General features: G+C 33.1%; 20 protein-coding genes and 1 pseudogene. 2 read left to right on the forward strand and 19 right to left on the reverse strand.

Annotated features, from left to right (window positions below; all coding sequences use genetic code 11):
- Window positions 1-7 precede the first annotated feature (7 nt).
- The 7 genes and pseudogenes from AMD01_RS21435 to AMD01_RS21470 all read right to left on the reverse strand — a co-directional run bounded on the left by AMD01_RS21435 (window position 8) and on the right by AMD01_RS21470 (window position 9887).
- Entirely contained in the window at window positions 8-364 is a 357-nt protein-coding gene (locus AMD01_RS21435; protein ID WP_053403490.1) for a hypothetical protein, read from the reverse strand.
- A 17-nt stretch (window positions 365-381) separates the two neighbouring features.
- The gene (locus AMD01_RS21440; protein WP_053403491.1) at window positions 382-5286 is read right to left on the reverse strand and encodes a DNRLRE domain-containing protein; all 4905 of its coding nucleotides are present in this window, start codon (window positions 5284-5286) and stop codon (window positions 382-384) included.
- 1113 nt (window positions 5287-6399) lie between these two features.
- On the reverse strand, window positions 6400-6969 hold the full coding sequence (locus AMD01_RS21450; RefSeq protein ID WP_083446661.1) for a restriction endonuclease: 570 nt from the start codon (window positions 6967-6969) through the stop codon (window positions 6400-6402).
- A 243-nt stretch (window positions 6970-7212) separates the two neighbouring features.
- A complete protein-coding gene (gene coaD / locus AMD01_RS21455) occupies window positions 7213-7701 on the reverse strand; it encodes a pantetheine-phosphate adenylyltransferase (RefSeq protein WP_053403493.1) in 489 nt (162 codons plus the stop codon).
- 75 nt (window positions 7702-7776) lie between these two features.
- A complete protein-coding gene (locus AMD01_RS21460; RefSeq protein ID WP_053403494.1) occupies window positions 7777-7989 on the reverse strand; it encodes a DUF3006 domain-containing protein in 213 nt (70 codons plus the stop codon).
- Between the two features lie 318 nt (window positions 7990-8307).
- Window positions 8308-9153 (reverse strand): annotated as a pseudogene (locus AMD01_RS21465) (ComEC/Rec2 family competence protein); the annotation flags it as partial.
- A 185-nt stretch (window positions 9154-9338) separates the two neighbouring features.
- A complete protein-coding gene (locus AMD01_RS21470) occupies window positions 9339-9887 on the reverse strand; it encodes a hypothetical protein (protein WP_053403496.1) in 549 nt (182 codons plus the stop codon).
- Between the two features lie 301 nt (window positions 9888-10188).
- Between AMD01_RS21470 and AMD01_RS21475 the strand changes: the two genes are divergently transcribed.
- Window positions 10189-10662 carry an immunoglobulin-like domain-containing protein gene (locus tag AMD01_RS21475; RefSeq protein ID WP_053403497.1) on the forward strand — a complete coding sequence of 158 codons (474 nt, stop codon included), beginning with the start codon at window positions 10189-10191 and terminating at the stop codon, window positions 10660-10662.
- A 46-nt stretch (window positions 10663-10708) separates the two neighbouring features.
- Here the strand turns inward: AMD01_RS21475 and AMD01_RS21480 are convergent, their stop codons facing one another.
- The 3 genes from AMD01_RS21480 to AMD01_RS24990 all read right to left on the reverse strand — a co-directional run bounded on the left by AMD01_RS21480 (window position 10709) and on the right by AMD01_RS24990 (window position 12346).
- On the reverse strand, window positions 10709-11083 hold the full coding sequence (locus tag AMD01_RS21480; protein ID WP_053403498.1) for a hypothetical protein: 375 nt from the start codon (window positions 11081-11083) through the stop codon (window positions 10709-10711).
- 478 nt (window positions 11084-11561) lie between these two features.
- Window positions 11562-11792, reverse strand: a complete 231-nt coding sequence (locus AMD01_RS21485; RefSeq protein WP_053403499.1) for a hypothetical protein — start codon at window positions 11790-11792, stop codon at window positions 11562-11564.
- 431 nt (window positions 11793-12223) lie between these two features.
- A complete protein-coding gene (locus tag AMD01_RS24990; RefSeq protein WP_281176910.1) occupies window positions 12224-12346 on the reverse strand; it encodes a hypothetical protein in 123 nt (40 codons plus the stop codon).
- Window positions 12347-12904: 558 nt separating this feature from the next.
- On the opposite strand from AMD01_RS24990, the gene AMD01_RS21495 reads away from it, so the two are divergent.
- Entirely contained in the window at window positions 12905-13183 is a 279-nt protein-coding gene (locus AMD01_RS21495; protein ID WP_053403501.1) for an AbrB/MazE/SpoVT family DNA-binding domain-containing protein, read from the forward strand.
- 532 nt (window positions 13184-13715) lie between these two features.
- On the opposite strand, the gene AMD01_RS21500 is transcribed toward AMD01_RS21495, so the two are convergent.
- The 9 genes from AMD01_RS21500 to AMD01_RS21540 form a co-directional block, all read right to left on the reverse strand.
- On the reverse strand, window positions 13716-14360 hold the full coding sequence (locus AMD01_RS21500) for a response regulator transcription factor (RefSeq protein WP_053403502.1): 645 nt from the start codon (window positions 14358-14360) through the stop codon (window positions 13716-13718).
- Between the two features lie 351 nt (window positions 14361-14711).
- Complete coding sequence (locus AMD01_RS21505; protein ID WP_053403503.1) at window positions 14712-15311, reverse strand: hypothetical protein; 600 nt, start codon at window positions 15309-15311, stop codon at window positions 14712-14714.
- Complete coding sequence (locus AMD01_RS21510) at window positions 15308-16009, reverse strand: hypothetical protein (protein ID WP_053403504.1); 702 nt, start codon at window positions 16007-16009, stop codon at window positions 15308-15310. Before AMD01_RS21510 ends, AMD01_RS21505 begins: the two co-directional genes overlap by 4 nt.
- Window positions 16010-16250: 241 nt before the next feature.
- Window positions 16251-16979 carry a hypothetical protein gene (locus AMD01_RS21515; RefSeq protein ID WP_053403505.1) on the reverse strand — a complete coding sequence of 243 codons (729 nt, stop codon included), beginning with the start codon at window positions 16977-16979 and terminating at the stop codon, window positions 16251-16253.
- 275 nt (window positions 16980-17254) lie between these two features.
- Window positions 17255-17899: a RadC family protein gene (gene radC, locus AMD01_RS21520; RefSeq protein ID WP_245638995.1), complete on the reverse strand. Its 645-nt coding sequence runs from the start codon at window positions 17897-17899 to the stop codon at window positions 17255-17257.
- 84 nt (window positions 17900-17983) lie between these two features.
- Complete coding sequence (locus AMD01_RS21525) at window positions 17984-18304, reverse strand: DUF6018 family natural product bioysynthesis protein (protein WP_157052816.1); 321 nt, start codon at window positions 18302-18304, stop codon at window positions 17984-17986.
- A gap of 389 nt (window positions 18305-18693) precedes the next feature.
- The gene (locus tag AMD01_RS21530; RefSeq protein WP_053403508.1) at window positions 18694-19071 is read right to left on the reverse strand and encodes a hypothetical protein; all 378 of its coding nucleotides are present in this window, start codon (window positions 19069-19071) and stop codon (window positions 18694-18696) included.
- 334 nt (window positions 19072-19405) lie between these two features.
- The gene (locus AMD01_RS21535; RefSeq protein ID WP_053403509.1) at window positions 19406-19777 is read right to left on the reverse strand and encodes a hypothetical protein; all 372 of its coding nucleotides are present in this window, start codon (window positions 19775-19777) and stop codon (window positions 19406-19408) included.
- Window positions 19778-20212: 435 nt separating this feature from the next.
- Window positions 20213-20733, reverse strand: a 521-nt coding sequence (locus AMD01_RS21540; RefSeq protein WP_157052817.1) for an RNA-guided endonuclease TnpB family protein, incomplete at its 5' end; no start/stop codon positions are given.

Raw genomic sequence — 20733 nt, forward strand, 5'->3', positions numbered from 1 at the left:
AAAATAACTACTTCATTTTTTTGAAAATGCTTTGATATTTTTCAGGAATTTTATTCGGAGTACTATATTTTTTAAGTTTGTTGGTTTTAATATCAATAATAACAAATTCATTTGGACCTTTCACTAATACAATTGACTTTTCTTTTAAATATGAAGAAATAGGAAAAGTAATTGTTTCAGATGTTTTTAGATCAACCAAACCTAGACTTTGGGTCACCGTGTCAGTAACCTTTAATATTTGATATCTACCATTCTGATAAGACTCAACTGTATCTTTTCCTTCAGGGTAATCCTTACCTTTTTGACAAGCTACTAATGAGGTTGCAAGTAAGGTTATTAGTAGTAAAAAACCAAATTTTTTCATTGTTTTATCCTCTTCATTTATTCTATTATTTGAGTGAAATAAACATAAATATTAAAAGGGACTATGTATTTTACTGCTTGAGATATAGCTGCAGCATTATTGCCCCATCTGACTAACGTACCGAACCTTGATACTTCATATTTAAAATCATAAGTATCAAAAATATGAGTACTTATATACCAAGTATTACCAAACTTAGCTCCACTTATCAAAGCTTCTGTACCATGGAACGCTACCATTAAATCCTTATTGGTATTGAAATTTAATACCCCATTATAATTAAATGATCCTTTTTTATTATTATTTTTCATTAAAGATTTTATTTTATTTTTGTAATCAGACGATTTTTTTATTTTTGATACTGCAGTACTACCAGAATAGTAATAAACCTCACTCGGATGATCAACTAAAGAATGTCGAAGTAATTGACCTCCAATTGTCCAACCAATTGCCTGCATACCATAAGAAGCCGCCCGAAGTTGTCTTCTGCAATAAGCTTTAAGCTCTTCAGTGAATCTTCTCTTTATACTCTTGTGCCCATCTAAGTCTAAATAAGTGTTAGGATTATTGTTAGCGTAAATATATGAATTTTGAGTAGTTGGATCAAATTCTTCTCCCTTGAAAGTATCACTGGTAATAAAACGTCCCCATTTTGGTTGATAATACCTAGCATTTAGGTAATATAGTCCTGTATTTTCATCATATCTATATCCAGAATATCTAAATGGGTTGATTGATGCTAATTCACCCGACTGTGTAATAATGTTTCCAAAAGTATCGTACTGATATTTTGCTACAAAAACCCCATTTTCATCTGTTAGTCCTATAATATTTCCATATTTATCTTTTTGATAAAAATATGTTTTATTTCCAGTCTTCATAGCTACAGGTGAGAGAGATCCTTCCCATATATAGGAAATTATAACGTTATTTTTAGCATCTGTCTCGTACAATAAATTATTACCATCATAATGGTAGTATGTTTTACCTTTATTGTTATCAGAGCTAATTCTTCTACCAAGCTCATCATAATCGTACTTAACCACTAGTGTATTGTTGGTGTCTCTTACTTCAATTAATTGATTGTATGAATCATAAGTATATAAATAATTTTCATCCTGAATTAAATTACCATTTTCATCATAAGAATAAGGTTTATCATTAATTGAAATTAGTTCATTATCTTCATTATAAAAATACTTTTTAGTGAAATCTGCTTCAGGGGTTTTAACGACCTCTGAAATTCTGTTTCCGTTTTTATCATAACTATAGGTTATAGTCGTGCCATCTGGATTTTCTGCTGACACTAAGCGGTTTAAGCTATCATAGGTAAAGCGTTTTGTACCGTCCAAAGTTTGTTCTAAAATTACATTTTTAAATTTGTCATATGCGTAAGTGAAGTCAAACAAACTTTTGTCATTTCTTTTAATTTTCAAAGATGTTATATTTCCTGAAAGGTCATATTGATAACTGTGAACAGTATTGTCTTTAAGAACAATATTGTCCAAAACATTTTTAGAATTATAATTGTACGTACTTAGCAAACCATCACTATTAGATAATGAAAGGATTTGATTGTAATTATTGTATTTATAGCTTGTGATATTTTCATTCCCATTAGCACTTGAAATAAGGGAGCTTATATTACCATTTCCATCGTAACTATAATCTAGAGATTCATCTTGAGTGCTAATATTTTGAATTAAATTATTGTTGTAATACTTATAAGTTTTTGAGTTGTTGGTGTTTTTATAATCTTTAACCGTTTCTAAATTACCACTAGAATTATACGTATAATCCCATCTAATATTATTATTTACCGATGACCTTGTTAGTTGTCCTTCATCACTGTATGCATATTCAAATGTATCTTTCTTTGGTGTAATTGTTTTAGACACAACGCCTTGATCATTATAATCATAGAGCGTAACGTTACCTAATGCGCTTTTCTTTGAAATAATATTTGCATCATCATTATAGGTTAAAGAAGTACTATTTCCATTAGCATCAATTATCTTGGTTTTATTGCCCTTTTTATCATAAAAATAATTGTTCTCATTCTCTTGTGCATCAATTACTTTTGTAATATGGTGATAATCATCGTGTTCATATTGAGTTAAATTGCCATTTCCATCTCTGAAACTAATCAAATCTCCTGCTGAGTTTAATATAGAAACTTCTTGATTTCCTAAAGGATCTGTTATAGTCTTTATTAAGTTTTTATAAATATCTATCTTTTCTTCTTGGTTTGTACCATCAGGATAAGTTGTAGAAAATTTATTACCTTGACTATCATAATAAAATTTAGTTATTCCTTCATTATTGGTTTGAGTAATGATATTACTATATTCATCATAATCAAATAAAATGTCACCACTACCATCTGATCGCTTCTTCATATTTCCTTGATTATCATAAGTATAAACTATAGTAGTACTATTACCATTCGAATCCTTGTCCACTTCTTCAATAGGATTATAGTTTTTATCGAACTTATAGTTAATATTTATTCCATTTGTATCCTCTACTTTAGATGCAACATATTCTTCGTTCAAATAGTAGGTAGTAGTAGCATCTTTATTAGGATCATAAACTGTCGATTTATGGTTAGGTAGATCAAATTTATATTGGTTAACTGCTGTACTATCATCGATATCAGGTTGTGTTATGTTTTCAATATTACCATTTTTGTAAGATAAGGTTGTTTCTCTTTCATCCCCATCCACCACAGATGTTAGTTGATGAGAAGAATCATAAGAGAATTTAACAGAGGAATCTTGTGTTGAATTTTTATAGTATCTCACTTCGCTTAAATACCCATATTGGTCGTACAAATATGTTACGCGTTTACTATCGGACATAATGCTATTTATTTGCCCCTGGTTATTATATTGAAAATTAATTTCTTTATTTTGTTTATCACTCATCTTAATAATATTACCAGCAGTGTCATAATTGTAGGTAATACTACTTCCATATGGATTTGTCTCTGTTACTACTTTGTAAATTTCTAAGTTAGTACCTTTATCAACTTTTACGATCTTAAATTTTTTAATAACTCCGTATTTATTACGTAATTCAAAACTACTATCTGGTAGTTTTTTTAAATTTAAATAGTCTCCAAGAGGACTAGTGTAACTAGATGTAGAGTTATCATACGTAAAATTATGATTTGTACCGTCCTCATCTGTATAAATTACATAACTTTTAAAATCTATTAAACTGCTATCTCCTCTAAAAGACCATCCATATCCCAATGGGGATTTATCAATAGATTTACTATTAAATGTTCTTTCAAAGGACAAATCTAATTTGGATGTTGTCTTTTCTTCAATATCTTTAAACTGTAAAACTGCATTACCGGTTCCAATATTAACATTACCAGTACCATTTGCAATGCTATAAGTTTCGTATGTCCAGTAATCTTCTAATCCCATACGCGCGTTAGTTTTATAAGTCACAGATAACAATGGATGATATTGATCTCCGTTTGTCCCTTCGCTTGAGATAAACTTTTTATACGTATTTGTCCCTTCATTTAAACTTTTCAGCATAAATCCAAAGTTCTGAGAAGGATTGTCTCGCCAATTTGTGATAACCTCAGTTGGTACATCCCATTTTATGCTGTGATCTAGACTTTGTAGAGGTCCAATGTTTCGAACAATAGATAAAGCCGTCGTGTTAAAGTCTCCACCTTTTGTGTTCCACCCTGTTGACGGAACTTGTTTTGCGTAATTCCAAGATGCTTGATTTTCAATCCAGTCTGTTGTTGCTTGGTATAGCCCAATGCTTATAGGTGTGTCATTGCTTGCCACTGACATCCACGTATTTAATTGTGCAGATAAAATAGTAGTAGAATTAGGTATGGATGATAAATCGAATTTTAGAAGTGAACGTATAATATTTGTATTATAGAGGCCTGTTCCTAAATCTAAATCATTTCCCCCAGTTGTAGTGGGTAATCCACTTCGCAGATTTGTATCCTCAACTTTACTACCGTCTTGAATGTTAACAATAGTAGGATCAACAGTTACAGGATAAACCCTTGTTGAGTCTTGTAACCATTCATAGTTGGGAACTATATCAATATATAATGTACTTCCTTCTTGGCGAGGGTTCATCTCAACATCATAAGACATCGCTTCTTCAGGAATACTTGTAATACCTGGTTGAGCTTTAAAACCATCCGGGACATAAGAGTCATGCATAAATGGGCGATCAATATAGAATTTAGCTTTATTAGTAGAAGCATCCATTAAATAGATAAGACCGTCTTCACCTTTTTTATAGGTCAAGTTCTCTAAATTAACTTTATAGGTATACACTGGTTTTACATCAGGTTTCTTATCAAGTAAAATGTTCTCCTTTACACGATCATTCTGAAGAACATACTGTATATCAGTGTTTGTGAAATAACCATTATATGTAACTCGGTTATCTGATACTTTTGCTTCAGAACTAGTAGTATTATCTGATGTATTTTCTTTTGAACTAGAGATAGGATCCATTGAGACTTCGTATTTGTTATCTGCTACCTTAAGAAGGGGTTGATTTGAACTCTTTTCAGTAGATAGTTGAACATCAAATGAGTTATCCTGATTTTTTATTGTTCCTTTTTGCTCATTAACTGTTAAGTCATTTTTAATATCTTTCCATTCTCCATCATCATTATAATGGATAGGAGTAGGACTCATCTCAGAAGTATATGTCCCGTTGTTGTTATCATATGTTTTTGAGTAAGCAGTCCTCAGAGAGACTACTTCTTCTGGTTTAGAATTTGAATTAGTGTCACTTGATTCCAAACTTTGATCTGGTACATCGTTTGCTGCATAACTTGCTGGAATCATACTTAAAATTAATCCACATGCTACTAAAGAGCTTGCAGATCGTTTTAAATATTTCTTCCCCTTAAAATTACTCACTAAAATATCCTCCTTATGAAAAAATTCACAAGGAAAATATTATAATATTTGGGTGAAATAAGATATAAACTAAAATAACTATTTTTTTTGGTAATATAATAAAATAGAACCAAAATTAACCATTATATTCCCGCATTTTATTAAAAAATTTTTAAAAATTATTACTTAGAACCCCTCACATAATAAAGTGTACAATTATAAGCACCTTATCATGATCTATGTATCAAAGCTGGTACGTCGGACCAAGCTATCCTTTTTACAGCATCATGGTACGAATGTGGCTACACATACCTTCCGTCACTTCCATGCAATTCATATATCGAATAAGTGCAATTATTGGGAACTTTTATCTTTTTTGTTCGTAATATAGTTGGAGGTGCTTGTTCCGTGAAATTATTTTTTCTTCAAATCCTGACTTTAGGTTTAATAGTGATATTAATGGGAGTATTAGAATTAAATGAATCGAATAGAATTGTTGGATCTACTGCAAATTGGACTCCAGTAAACAATATTTACATCACATTTTTTATCGTATTAGTAATTTTATCTTTCTTCTGTTTAATTTTTTTATTTGAGGCAAAAAAAGATAAAAGTATTTTTCAACGTTCCTTTTGGAATATGATGCCCAAAATCACCATCTCTTTTGGTAGTTTATCTATGATTCTGTTTTTAGTAGGAGGTACTTTAGGGCCAATTATGACTTGGGTGGAACATTGGCGTTCGCTCTTATACTTTTTTCTTATTTACTTTTTATTTTTAATATTTCTCTTCATTTTTTCAATTGAGCACAAGAAACAAAGAAATAATCATCATATTACCAAAACCATACTTACTTCTTACATATGGACAATAGTTCTGTTTCTTATAACCTTTTTTGTTTTTTAATTGAGGAAGGTCTTCAATTAAATATGCAATTCTATAACAAAAAAATAAGATAATGATAATATCGATGCTCCTATATCACTGAAAATAGACCAACAAATTAAAATACAATTTGTTGGTCTATTTCCCTTATATGACGTACCTTTGTGACAGATAACTGAACCCGTCATTACAATATACATTTATTAATAATAAAAGAATACTTCTTTTCAGTTTTGTACACCGGTATCGTTATTTTGCTGCCGATTCCTTAAGGCTTAATATATAATCAATTAGTAAATCACGGTTAATAAGCTTTACATCATTTGCTCTAGCTAATTCAATAGCAGGATTTGTGAAGTAATTATTGGTAACAACCCAAACAAAGTCAGCCTTGTAATAGGACTGTGCTGTTTTAATTTCTTGAATCGCTTTTACTCCGACTTTTTTACTATAGCGCTTGGCTTGTACAATAATTTTTTGACCATCTTTAACTAACACAAGGTCCGCTCCGAAATCTCCAGAAGCCTTCGTTACTTCTGATTTATATCCTTGACCATCAAATAATTCTTTCAGATAGTGTTCAAAGCGATGTCCTTTCATTTGATCAATCTCATTAATACCAGATCGTCTTAAACGTTGACGTTGTTTGGCTGCACGATAAATTCCTGTAAAGACAAATAGAGCGATAAGTAGAAAGATAGTAGAGATACTTAGAAATATAGAATCCGTCCAGACATACATTAAAAAGAATATGAAAAAGCTGAGTCCAATAAACAACTGAGCAATTGGATCTTCTTTCTTCCGTCTTCTTTTAGCCATGTTGCCCACCTTCCTTTCGAGTTTAATTGTGCTAATTTAACAAGGCGAATAATAACGTATGAAGATCTCTTTTAGAGGTTGAAATATATGAATAATATTTGCTCTGCTTGCAAGAATTACTTCTAATAACTTTAAATAATAAAACAGTTTTTTTCCTGTCTCATTATTTAACTAACGCCCCTATTTGGTTAAGTGCATTTTTCATAATGCCCTTTCAAAAGAAGTAAAAAACACCCTTCTACATTAATCATTTTTTGTAGTTTGAATTTTTTCTAAAAGTGCCTTTTCAACATGATCAGGTATATAATTTGATAGCTTTCCATCATTAAGATAGACTTCTTTTACTATACTTGAACTAAGGAAGGAATATTTTTCTTGAGAATGAATGAAAAAAGTTTCAGACTCTTTATATAGATTTTTATTTGTTAAAGCCATCTGAGCTTCATACCCAAAATCAGTAACAGTTCTCAAACCTTTTATAATGGCTCTGTAATTGTGCTCTCTCATATAATCTACAAGCAATCCTTCAAATGTATCAACTTTGACTTTTTTATTGTTTTCAAATGAATCTTCAATAAGTTTTCTTCGTTCTTTAAGTGAAAACAAGTATTGCTTCTTAGAGTTAATCATAACGGCTACTATAATTTCATCAAAAAATTCACTCGCTCTTTTTACAATATCAATATGTCCATTTGTAACAGGATCAAAGCTCCCTGGATATATAGCCTTCAATTAATCACCTCATTTAAGAACTCTCATCCATTATTAATAGAAGAAAGCGCCTCGTGAAAGACGCTTTTCATCTCATTAGAATTCAAATAATTCATCCATCAACTTTTGAACGTCAGCTCTACGTTTTTCCGTTTCATCTTTCAATACAATGCCTTTACCTTCAACGATTTCAACGACATCTCCAACTTCAATTTCTTCATTAAAAATATTTCGATCAAAATCCTGCGTTTCTCCGTCTATTTCAATAACAGCAAATGGCCCTTCAAGTTGATCCACAATACCTTTCATATGAGTACTCCCTTATTGTGGCACAAAGGACGTTTGAGTTTTGTAGCTTTTCCCTTTGTACGCACTTGAAATATCGACCACTACTTTGTAACCTTTAGCGGCGCGACCAATTTTTACAGGTAATGCCTTTCCAATTGTACCCGTATACGTTGTGTTCGTACTTTTATAATGGAATACGGCTTTGTACGATCCACTAGGAAGGCCTTTAACGGTAAGATTCACCGTTCCATTTTGTTTGGGTTTCGCATTGTCCAATGTAGCGACTAACTTATACGTGCTTGGAGCTGGTGCAGGGACAGCACCTCCAGGTACAGCTGCTTTTGTATTATAGGTTAAGGTATTTCCATCAGTTGTGATGATAATGTGCCCCTGCAGATCGGTACGATAGATGGCAATTTTTGAAGCTTTTAAGCGGTTAAGTGTTTCAGTCGTTGGATGACCATAACGGTTCCCTTTCCCTACTGAAATCACAGCTACAGATGGTTTAACAGCATTTAAGAACGCTTGACTAGTCGATGTTTTGGCACCGTGATGTCCTACCTTTAGCACGTCTGCTTTTAAGGTTTGCTTTGAATTTAGCATATCTGTTTCAGATTTGAATTCTGCGTCTCCTGTGAACAAGAATGACTTCTTGTTATAGACCACGCGTAGAACAGCGCTCCAGTCATTGAGATCCTTATCATACGTTTTTACGGGTGCAACAAACGTAGCGGTAACCCCTTTAACTGGTACTTTAACGCCCTTTTGTGCTGTTTTAATCGTTAGTTTTTCAGCTTTTACGGCTTTTAAGAAGTCTACATAGGCTTGCGTTGTGTGGTTTACTTTAGGGGCATAAACAGATTTCACATCAAATGATTTGAGTACATCATCTAATCCACCAATATGATCGGCATCAGGATGAGTAGAGACCATTACATCGATTGTTTTAATCCCCTGCTTTTTTAGGTATGAGACAAGGTTACTACCGTTAATATTTCCGCCATCAATTAAGATGTTTTCACCGTACGGCGCACGTATTAGCGTACTGTCGCCTTGCCCTACATTAATATAGTGTACAGACATTTTCTTTGTAGTGGCTGCATGAGAAGATGTGTGAAAAGTTAATCCACTCAAGAGGCCAATTATAAGCACAAGACTTATTAAAAACTTTAATCCTTTTTTCATTTTAGAACCCCCATTTATATAGTTAAGCTGTTTAATTTACAAGTATACTTGTTGTCTACTTGTACAAACTTAATTATAAATGACGAGTAATGAAATTACTTGTTATTTTTACATTTTTATCCTAATTAGAATTAACCACATAAAAGATCCCCTTCATTTAAACTAATGAGGAGGATCTTTTAAAATTACTTGTTTACCTTTTGGTATAAGGACATAAACTCATCAATGCTTTTCAATGCTGGGAATTGATCAAGTAGTTTCTGTAAATATTCTCTTATTCCTTGAAGCATTCCTTCTTTAAATGTATTTATAGGAATAGTGTTATAGTTGGAAATAGGGATTTGTATAGACTCCTTAACACCTTCTCCATCGTACCAGTATTGTGATAAACAGTATCTAATGGCAAGTGTTACATTTTCTACAGATGGCTCCATAATTATCTCTTTATCAATTTGATCTTCATATATTTTTATTAACTTATTTTCATCGAGATTATCCATAAGGTTTATAAATTGAGTTATAAATCCATAAATAGGAATTGTTAAACCTCTATTAGACATAGAAGATGTACCCATTTTATCCCAAGGTATTCCGCTAGCATTCTCAAAAAAATTTCTATCATTTATTAAAAAAATAATTTCTCCAAACATTGAATAATACACTTCACCTGTTTGAATTTCCTCAACTGTATTTAATGGGAATTCTTCTAATTTAATTTTGAATTTAAAACTCATTGTTAACCTCCATAATTTTAAAACCTATAGTATCTAAGCTTAGGATATCCTGTTCTGATGTAGCCGTTCCAAGGTCTATATGCAACTACCAATATAATAGCATAGCCTGAGTGGATTACATCTAATTACATAAGTTCATACATATTTTTCAGAGGTGGTTTATTCTGAGATTAGATATAGGAATTAAATGAGAGGTAATGACTATCTTTTGTAGAAGTACTAAAAAGACATTTGTACAAATCACATTCGTATAAAAATGAATGAGTAATTTTAGTCCACTAATACTTTGAGAGGTGAATGCATGAAAAAATCTAAAATGTTTGCTAATGGAATCATATGTGCTCTTTTACTAACGGCATGTCAATCAGCAAATGCCCAAGAAGAGTTAAAAGATTCAGCAAAAACACAAGAACTTTCCGCCTCAAAACATGGTGTATCAGTAACTAGTCGACAATCTGAATACCTACTCTCTAGTGATAGTTTTTCTTTCAACATTAAAAACTCTAATTCTAAAATAATTGATTTCAACGATCCCGGTTCTTTAGAACAATATATTGACGGAGTTTGGTACACTATCCCTATGAAAAAAGATGAAAATAAACAAATTAGCGCTATAAGTCACATTATTAAGCCAAAGGGTAATGAAACCGCAAATTTTAGCTTGAAAAATGCAACTTCAGATTTAAAACCTGGTAAGTACCGAATTGTTTATGGTTTTGCTGATCAACGAAAGCCATTTAAGGTAGCAGCTCAATTCAAATTAGTAAAAAAATAATCTTCTTTAAGTTCTGTACAAAGAAAGGGTAAATGCCATTTTAAAGTCATCTACCCTTTTTATTTGTTATTATAATAGATTCTCTTTTTCGTTCTATATGCTCTTCTTCAAAGTTCTTAGACATCTCTGGGTAGCGCTTTGGAAAGGCGTTTACCGCCTTTGTAATCTTGCTGTATGCGTATTTCCCGACTTCGATGTAAGATATCCATATGTCTCGTCCTTGAATAGCTTCAGACAGAGCTTCTATGACTGTTTCACGTTGTTTTGGAGGAAGTTTTCTAGTCGTACGTCTTTCAATCATCTTCTCGTGATAAAGCCGATAAAATTCCGTAGCGATCCGTTCTTTTTGACTACCTTTTAAGTGAGAAAAGCGCTTATTTGTTTGGAGAATTTGATCATTCATTACTTTGTGATTTTTCATCCAAAATCACCCCAATTAGTTTTTTACTTTTGCTTTCGTGGCTGCTATAGCCTTCTTGGCTTGTCTTTCTTTGACCACTGTACTGTCCACTACTAAGCGTCGATCTGCTAAGAGTGTGTCAATGGTTTGCTTAAAGATCAGTTGAATTTTTTTCTTTTATCCTGAATGATAATAGAATTTTGATCCAACGCGATCACATGAACCTTAATTTCAAGTCCTTTACCAATATAACGGTTACATAGGCATTTTTAAGAACGAGCAGTAACTAGGTATCTGTCTTCTTATACGAACTTTTTCATTCCGTGCCTTTCATACATATTTGTATGGTTTATATGTAAAGTATATAGAAAGATACAATTTAGGAAAATAATAGATCACATGAGTACAATTACTTTTCTATTCATGTAATATAAAACACAAAAACCAAGTTACCATAATAAAGTTATGGTAACTTGGTTTTATATAAGTAAGAGGATAATTAAAGGTTCTCTCCTAAAGTAGTTAAAATTGTATATATGGCTTCTGAGGCACTCTTTGTATCGTAATAAGACCGAGCGCTACCGTTAGTGAGTGAAGTTACTTGGAAACTTTGATCTTCTTGAGAATATTCCAATTTTACTAGGTTAGGTATCGTATGGGTAATATCAGTACTTTCATATTCAATTAACGTACTAAGCTTTTCAAAAATTTCTGCTTTGGTTATGCTCATAGCTTTGTGTACCCCTTCCCATTATGAGGAAACTTTTAGGTACAAAGAAACCAAATAATTTATTTAGTTCCCCAACCATAACACACTAAAGATAGGAAAGATATCCATCTAAGTGTGTGACTTTTAATGGTGATAGAAAAGGTGGCAGTAAGTCCTAACTAATAGTAAAACACTTGGTATAACTAAGCGTTTTGGGTGTTCAATATAATGCAAGCTTGAATCATAATTCTACAATCCCTTAAAGTTTTCTTTGCAAGGAATTGATAAGCCATCTTAGTCCCCACAGAGCCAAGTCTCCGACTTTTCTTAAGATTTTGCCTCCATAATATAGAACATGCTCTGAGAAAAAAATTAATACGACTAAAATAATGATGAATTTAAACATGTCACTTCCCCTTATGTTCTTCTATCATTGATCTGGTCAAAGCAAGCTACGCTTCTAGCTCTTCAATTCGCACATCTTTTCTAAATAGCTTATATTCGGTGAATAGAGCATCTACTTGTACGACACATAATCCTGCAAAAAGAGGCACTCCAATGAATAATACTGTCATTTTTTCGTTTCTCCTTAGATGAGTGTATTTTAAACTTTTGACTTATCATTTAGAACATAGTTATTTTAGATTATGTTGTTTCATTATCCTTGACTTCTTTTTTTCTTTATCATATTGCCGGTACCCATCGACTGGCTTTAATTCCGAGTTGGGGCGTTTATCCTTTATCTAGCATGTTCTGCACTTGCTTTACCGTGATGGTTTTTGCTAGATAGGTTTTGGTAACGTAAATTCACATCCAATGCTTAAATAGCCACTACACCCATAGAACTTCCCTTTATCGATCATATCTTTTTGACATAGTGGACAGCTTCCAATCTGCTTATTCTTCACCTCATCTTCTAACTCCCCACTAAAATCCCACGTTTCACGTTCCTTTCCGCAATGTTCACAGAAAATTATGTATATCCCGTCCTTTCTTAAGTGACTTCTTCCTGTATGATTTTCATTACAAATGGCCGTCATTTCTCAAACTGTTAAACTGTATTGCAAAACCAAAGACAGGATTTAGTACCTATGATAAAATACCTATTAACACTAGTAGAAAGGGTGATTAATTTGCAATCAATCGGTATTGTACGTAAAGTAGATGAATTAGGACGTGTGGTTCTCCCAAAAGAACTTCGGAAAGCGTTTGATATTAAGCATAAAGAACCGTTAGAGATATTTGTCGATCAAGATCAAATTATTCTTCAAAAGTATCACTCACGAGGCGTTTGTGCGGTAACGGGTGAATATACTCCTCAAAACAGAAAATTTGGTAACGGCAATATCATTCTGAGCCCTAAGGGAATTGAAATTCTATTAAATCAATTAGAGTCACTAAAAGGTAAATAATCATCCCTGTTGCCATCCTGAGTTATAAGGATGGCTATATTTTACCTCCCTATAAAATACTCATTTACACTCCTTATAGATTAGCGCTAGCAGCTATCTGATCTTCTAACTCCTTAATCCGTTTTAATACCGCCTCGTGCTTCATTTGCTTAGAAAGCAGATCTAATCACTTGAAGTACTTCTTCATCCAATCTTCTGCATTGTATCTGCAATACGTCAACGTAATTACGTAATTGTTGAATAATCACGTTAAATTCAGTTGATTTAAGATAAACTTCCACCACCGCTCTACCATTTAGAGACGTCTGGTTTTCACACAAGACCATTTAAATCTTAATTTACTGAGAAGATACTAAAACACAACTTCATTTTTTCAGTATTAGGCATTCTTTAGAGTTCCATTGTTACTTTATCCACTGATACCACAGTCTGATTCTCTCCTTTTCGCATAAACTCAGATCAATGACCATTTTACTGAATCAAATTTGAATTAATCGATCTCTTACTTTAACATTTTTTGAAAATAAGCATTTTAGTTTATTTTGATAAATTTATTTTTTAGGGCATAAACTAGCGCTGAAACCCGGTTATCGACATCAAATTTCCGAAAAATCCTTCTCATATGAGAATTAATAGTTAGAGGGGAAAGCGTTAGTTTCTCCGCAATTTGGTTGTTGTTTAAACCTTTGGCAATAAGTTGTAGGATATCAAGTTCCCGTTGTGTTAGGAAGCTGTCATATAGACTGCTACGCTGTAACTCAATACTTTTTTTATTACTCTTCTTTAACTGTTTTATAATTAACTGCGCGACTAATGGATGATAGTATTGAATATCTTGGGAAATGGTATTGAGAGCTTTAATGACTTCGGCTATCTTCATTGTTTTTAGCAGAATTCCCTCTGCACTGATCAATGCTCCATTTACTAATTTGTCTTTTTCTGCATTAAAAGAGTTTAAAAATACAATGACCTTTACACCTAACATCTGCAACTGATTAATAACCGTATAATGTTCCTCGTAGCTCCATACATCTACTAGGCACAAATGGTAACGATCTGAGAGATAACGACTTGGTTGAAAGATGTCTATTTCAACATCGCTGTACTCCTTTTTTAATACTTGAACTAAACCTTCTCTAAAAATCATATCTTTTTCTATAATTAAGACCTTTTTCACTCAGTTACACCTCATTTTCATTTCTTATTCCTTAACGAAAAGAACCCTCAAAAACACTTATTAAATAAGTGTTTTTGAGGGTTTTTCCCTTTTTATTTAAAATATAGAAATTTCTTCTCTTGCTCAATTAAACTATATGAGTCTTCTAAGGTGAATAAGTAGAATCATCCAGATCCTTTGCAACGCATTCTTTCCACCTATACACCTAGAACGGATCGTTATATCCCCTTCTTACCAAATTCCACCCCCATTGGAGGATGGATCGTATAAACTACACCTGCGAAACATTAACAATGCAATCTTCTTTTTAATTATCACTGTCGAATTTCAACATGATCAAACCCTTGTTTGTTAAACGGAGGTGAACAATACTGGAATGAAGGTTGAGAGAATTGTTAAGATTATGGCTCCTATGTACAACCGCTTGCTCCACCTGAAGTAATCGGGATGATTGAGGAGTTGATGTAAGAACCGAATAAATAATCCGATAATGACCATTCCTATAGCAGCCACAAAACTAATATGCTTTAATAAGTTTAACGTAGCATTAACAAACAATGTAATATTCATCTTATCGGATGTTAACATAAAAATGGGAACGACACGTAACAAGATAATTGCAACAAAGGAACCCATCATCACACCTGTTCCGATTTTCGTCCATTGGCCATTCTTCATCAAAAGGGCAAAAGCCATGACGATAACAGCTGCGACAAACATGATAGTAATGACTTTGATCCCCACATCCATTACCTTAGGTAACAAGCCATTTAATGTATCCGACATAAAGCTTGTCCCACTATCAATTCTCTTTGCTTCGATTTTCATGTCCCCTTGTTTCGGTACAAAATCTGGAATATCACTAGATGCAAAAACATGTGTCTGACTTGAAAACATGAACACCAAAACCATTAACGAAGACAACACAACATTTTGTAGGATTTTCTTCACTTTTCACTTACTCTCTTCTCTTCTCTAAATGTGAATATTTGCTTTGAGATATCAACCATTAACCTTCCGCTTGTAACCGGCAAACTATATTCGTACTTATAATCTTTTGTGTTATTCCATTCTTCAACAAGCAAGTGGATTTTACTGTACCATTGAGCTTTAACTGACGTATTTACAGGTTCTTTTAACATAGCCGTAATGTCTTTAACGTTGCATATAATATTAAAGTTAATTAGACTCAACTGATAATTGTGGCCTTTCAACGTTACATTTTGAACAGACTTAGCCATTTTTACATAAGGAGATAGCCTTCCTTCAATTTTTCTTAACATTATATGTAGTGGTGTGTCTCTTCCAAAGTGTATATGTGAGACAATCTCCATACCTTCTTGAATAAGCTCACCGTCACAATCAAACTGGATCTTAACGATGTAATTTTCGCCAAAAATATCATATAGTGGCTGTATGACCCGATTCTCAATGTAGTAAAGGCTTTCTTTAATGTTTTCGTAATACTCAGCATCTTGAGGAACATTTGCTGATGTTTCGAATTCTAAGTTTAAATGCACTTTGCTATTATTAGGTAAATGGTAGCCTGTTTGGCTTCGATTTACCTTGATTGTAACATGTTCTACGAAGGCATTCCCTGCTACTAATCGTTCAATGTATTCATCTAATTTTTTGATGGTAATTGTCATATATGTATCTCCCCTTTGAATTTCTGTTTCTTCACTAAAATATTCTTTACTAACATGATCTTAACAAACTATTTTTCTAACAGTGGCATTTCGGGATATTTTTTTGATAAAAAAGTACTATTTTTTCGAAATTATATTTCAATTAACATGACTATTAGATTATAAAATTCCTTTCCTCTACATTCATAAGCTACGTATGGACATAGAGGAAAGGACGACATAAGGTCGTACTTTCTTTCTTTTAAGCTAACATTTCATCTGGAATCCCATAGTCTAATGTGACTTCTTGTTCCATTTTATTAATAGTTTTAATTTCAATATCCGATTGGTTATGACGGACAACCTCTAAAACGATGTAATCATGCATAGAAATTTGGCGGATATTTTCTCCTATATTAATCCATTCTCTTGATTGGCTAGTGCGTAGATGAATGAAATTTTGCTCCATTCCAATGACTTGACCGGATAGGCTTTGCAGACCTTTATTAATGGAAACTGGCTGTCTAGGTTCTACATAATCATTCATTGTAAGCATTTCATCCTGTGAAGTGTTTACATAATAGCTTTGATTTTGTTCAACAAATATGGCGTCATAAGTAACTTCTCCGTCTATTATTGGAATATCATTGTCACTGAATGATGGGTAATCCGAAATTATTGTTGGATGTTCCTTTGAGCCATTTACTTCCTGGTACAACTCATTAAAAAATGCGATCATTTCCGTTCCTTCGATTGAAGAATAAACAGGGTTGACTGCTACTTCATTTTCCTTCTCTCTTTTCTTTTCTTCAATGACGGTCTGTGCTAAGGCTTTAATATTGAGTTGCTGAGCACCTAAAAGGCCTTCAAATTCAATATTTTCATAACTCATGAGAAGTTCTAGAATACGCTTTGTGCAATGCCAATCAGCTAGTAGGTGAATGCCCACTAGCGCTAATTTAAATAAATCCACTAAATAAATTGTTATCATCTCGACTCTCTTCCTTTAGACAAATAATGATAAGCATCGTTTAAAATACATTAAATCTTTTGTTACATCTTTTTTAATTTTCAATTGTACATCAAGGCATGTGCAGAGCATCGTTAATAATCATTTTCTGCCGCACATTTCTCACTGAACAATATTTGCTATAAAATTCTCTTGCAGAAGTTCATTTACGAATAGACTCTATAGTACAATTCAGAAATCCTCCACTTTAACGGACCTATTAGCATAATCAAAGTGGAGAATGATACAGGTGCCACTTAGAGATATCCCTTTTCTTTTAGTGAAGTCCATTTATTCTCGGTACCTATAATGATGTGGTCTAAAAGGTGTATACCTATTAACAAACCAGCTTCATTAATTCGTTTTGTTACTTCGATATCTTCTCTTGAAGGTGTTGGATCAAAACTTGGATGTTGATGAGCACAAATAATACTCGCTGCTGAAACATTCACAGCTTCACGAAAGACTTCCCTCGGATGTACGATGCTACTATTTAAGCTACCAACAAAAATTGTTTTCTTCTTTATTACTACATTTTTCGTATTTAAGTATGCGACTACAAACTTTTCTTGTTGTTGCCCCACAAGATCCATAAACAGAGATGCAGCTTCTTTAGGCGATGCAACACGAGAAGTGTTCACACATCCATATTTCCTCATTAAATTACTTAGGCCAAATGCTGAAACTATACGGTTAGCAATTTGTAGCCCTATTCCCTCATAACACATTAATTGTTGAACAGACATTTCAGCTAATCCTTGAACGCCTATAGAAGCTAATTCACCTGTAATAGATGGGTTAGCTTTAGGACCAATTAATACGGCCAACATTTCCTGTAAACTGCAATTATCTACTCCATAAATAGCTATGTTTTCACGTGACACTCCATAATGCTGTTGCATATAAATCATCCCTTCTAATGTTTGATATTCAATAAAAAAAGACAGAAGAATGATCTCCTGTCTTACCCCTCTACCTAAAATGACTTAGTCTAATTCAAAAAGATACTGAAGAAACTTCTTGAATCGACCTTGTACTTTCGGTTTTTCTACTGTAGCACCCATACGGTATAATTTCTCTCCATGTAGGCGCCATAACACTTTTTCTTCTGTGCCAATTTCAAGAGATTTTATATAATAGACAATCTCCATTAAGGCTTTTTTATAATCTTTTTCCTCAGCACGATAGATTTTCTTACTTCCATCAGCTAATCGAATTTCAGCTGTTAACTTCTTTTTTGTTAATAGCGTATTGCTAATCTCTTTCATGGAATATGCTAAATTTTCTCCAGCTGCTTTTTTCATCATTAAACATAAAACACCCTTTCCATAAGTTTTGGAACGCAAAAAAGCGACCTTTGGAAAGCCCAAATAGACACTATTCTCCCTTAAATAAAAGAATAATGAATTAGACTCGACCCAAAGATCGCATTACGTTTGATAATTACACCGCTAACCGTTAAAGGTTGCAAAAAATAAGAAATAATAGAATACTTATTTATTGTAGTATATAGATTATTTTTAATCAACCAAAATATCTCTTTTTTTCAAAAATATTGATATATTATAAGATTTGAACTTTATCACCTTACACTCAATACCACTATCTCAAGAAGCGATAGTGGTATTGAGTGTAGAATAGTTTAGTGTATTAAATATTATTTTAAGCAGTCATTGACATGATTTTCAGCCATATATTACAAGCCATTAATTTGAAAGATTTGATCTTCTAATTCATTATTCTCATGCAGATCTAACACAGATCTTTCCATATACTTATCCAAGATTACTTCGCTCGTAGCGACGCCTACCTTTAAAAGTTTTTCTTTGGTCATTTGGCTTAATTGTACGTCAGGAGAATCAAACTCATACTCTCGAGAATCAGCTGCTAAGGTAATAATTTTAAAGTTCTCCATCGTTTCATTAACTGTTTTAATTTCATGACCAATATGGACAATTTCACGAACTATATTGTCATCCAACAAAAACCATGACTTATTTATTTTTGTTATTTTCTTTACACTTGTATTTTTCTTTGCATCTTCCAAAAAATATACATTTTTACGATTTGACATTTCATTTGTCCCCCTTTTTATTTAGCATTTTTATGTTGACGATTCTATATTTACGTTATTTTCAGTTTACTATAGGAATGGTTGAATTAGTGTTGGTTTCCGTTATTTTTCGTGTAATTACTTTATAAAGGGTTGATAGCAAATATACAACCCAAAATAACCTTCGCTATGAGCCGATATTTAAGATTAACTAAAATAATAATGTTAATGCAAATTTTTTCTATTCATTAAATCGTTTAAAAATGCTATTTAAATCCTTTAAAGTAAACAACAAAATGCCATCCAAATAAGTGTCCCTAACGCTCTTCTTATTTGGATGACTTCCTATATTCCCTTATCTCACACCCGTTACTTTCCATTGATCCATACGGTTCTTAATCCACTCTTCTTCACTAAAATAGTGCTTGCAGAATAAGTAGATAGATACCTCAATTACGCGGCTTAAATAGAACCCTGTCTCTTTCTTCGCACGTAGCAAACGTTCATAGGTCTCCGTTTCGACTGGATAACTAATGGATTCGGTATCCGTATCATTATCAATTTCCACTTTTCGATTTTTAATATAAGCGATGCCGTCCTCGACCATTTGATTAAAGGCTTGTTTCGTTTCATCCGCGCTTTTCCCCTCAAGCAAAAAACGCCACTCAATATAACGCATGGGAATTTTAATATCCGTACGGAGACGGTATTTTTTGTTTACGTACATAGGTCTTCTCTCTCCTTCTTCGCTAAGCCGATTCATGTTCTTCCTACTTTCATTATACCGTTTCACAAAGATAAATGTTGCAATTCGTACTTTGTGTTTTTAATAATTATTTTTAATGACCTTAGACAACAACATATTCTATGAACTTCTTCTTTAACAGATAAGGTACAACTACCCACAAGATGGTAATATAAAGCAGGAAAGTAAGTTACAGGAATCTTCTCTTATTTATTGCACAACTAGATACTAGAAAGGAAAAGAACATATGGCTAATGTACTTGAACGATTATTGCAACTTTATAATCGACAAATTGAACTACCCACCACTTACCACCCTTACGGGTCGCTTGAAGTGGGGGATTCCTGGGTCATTACTCCTGTTGGAGTAAACATTATCAGGCTAGCCCCGTCGTACCGACGGTTGGGTTCTTCTATTTAGGAGGCAGAAGAACCAAGAAGCAAGAGTCTTTTACCTTCGGTAAGAATATTAAGACTGGCATTAAAATCTCGGTCGTGATGGGTGTGACACGAAACACACGTCCATTTGCGGAGATTCAGTTGTTTCACTTCTTTATTTTTCGTTCCACACGTGGAACAAAGTTGAGATGACGCAAACGTTTTCCCGACGGCAATAACTGTTCGGCCATACCACGCAGCTTTGTATTCGAGCATTGTGCGAAATTCATACCACGATACCTCACTAATTCCTTTTGCATTTTGATGATTCTTCAACAAGGATTGGATTTGTAAGTCTTCAATTGCCAACACATCGTGGTTTTTGATGAGGTTGGTCGTGAGCTTATGTAGAAAATCCGTTCGAGTATTCGTGATTTTTTCGTGAATTCGGGCTACTTTTTGTTTTTGTTTACGCCAATTGGTTGAACCGATGGTTCGTCGTGATAAGATTCGTTGGGCATCTTGAAGTTTTTTCTCCCATTTTCGCAGAAAACGCGGGT

It is taken from the genome of Priestia koreensis (assembly GCF_001274935.1).
GTDB lineage: Bacteria > Bacillota > Bacilli > Bacillales > Bacillaceae_H > Bacillus_AG > Bacillus_AG koreensis.

Excerpts from the sequence above, each read along its gene's own strand:
- AMD01_RS21435 (WP_053403490.1), bottom strand. The coding sequence starts at position 364 with ATGAAAAAATTTGGTTTTTTACTACTAATAACCTTACTTGCAACCTCA.
- AMD01_RS21515 (WP_053403505.1), bottom strand. The coding sequence starts at position 16,979 with ATGATAACAATTTATTTAGTGGATTTATTTAAATTAGCGCTAGTGGGC.
- AMD01_RS21460 (WP_053403494.1), bottom strand. The coding sequence starts at position 7,989 with ATGAAAGGTATTGTGGATCAACTTGAAGGGCCATTTGCTGTTATTGAA.
- AMD01_RS24990 (WP_281176910.1), bottom strand. The coding sequence starts at position 12,346 with ATGACAGTATTATTCATTGGAGTGCCTCTTTTTGCAGGATTATGTGTC.
- radC (WP_245638995.1), bottom strand. The coding sequence starts at position 17,899 with ATGCAACAGCATTATGGAGTGTCACGTGAAAACATAGCTATTTATGGA.
- AMD01_RS21475 (WP_053403497.1), top strand. The coding sequence starts at position 10,189 with ATGAAAAAATCTAAAATGTTTGCTAATGGAATCATATGTGCTCTTTTA.
- AMD01_RS21480 (WP_053403498.1), bottom strand. The coding sequence starts at position 11,083 with ATGAAAAATCACAAAGTAATGAATGATCAAATTCTCCAAACAAATAAG.
- AMD01_RS21450 (WP_083446661.1), bottom strand. The coding sequence starts at position 6,969 with ATGGCTAAAAGAAGACGGAAGAAAGAAGATCCAATTGCTCAGTTGTTT.
- AMD01_RS21530 (WP_053403508.1), bottom strand. The coding sequence starts at position 19,071 with ATGTCAAATCGTAAAAATGTATATTTTTTGGAAGATGCAAAGAAAAAT.
- AMD01_RS21535 (WP_053403509.1), bottom strand. The coding sequence starts at position 19,777 with ATGTACGTAAACAAAAAATACCGTCTCCGTACGGATATTAAAATTCCC.
- AMD01_RS21525 (WP_157052816.1), bottom strand. The coding sequence starts at position 18,304 with ATGATGAAAAAAGCAGCTGGAGAAAATTTAGCATATTCCATGAAAGAG.
- AMD01_RS21510 (WP_053403504.1), bottom strand. The coding sequence starts at position 16,009 with ATGACAATTACCATCAAAAAATTAGATGAATACATTGAACGATTAGTA.
- AMD01_RS21470 (WP_053403496.1), bottom strand. The coding sequence starts at position 9,887 with ATGAGTTTTAAATTCAAAATTAAATTAGAAGAATTCCCATTAAATACA.
- AMD01_RS21485 (WP_053403499.1), bottom strand. The coding sequence starts at position 11,792 with ATGAGCATAACCAAAGCAGAAATTTTTGAAAAGCTTAGTACGTTAATT.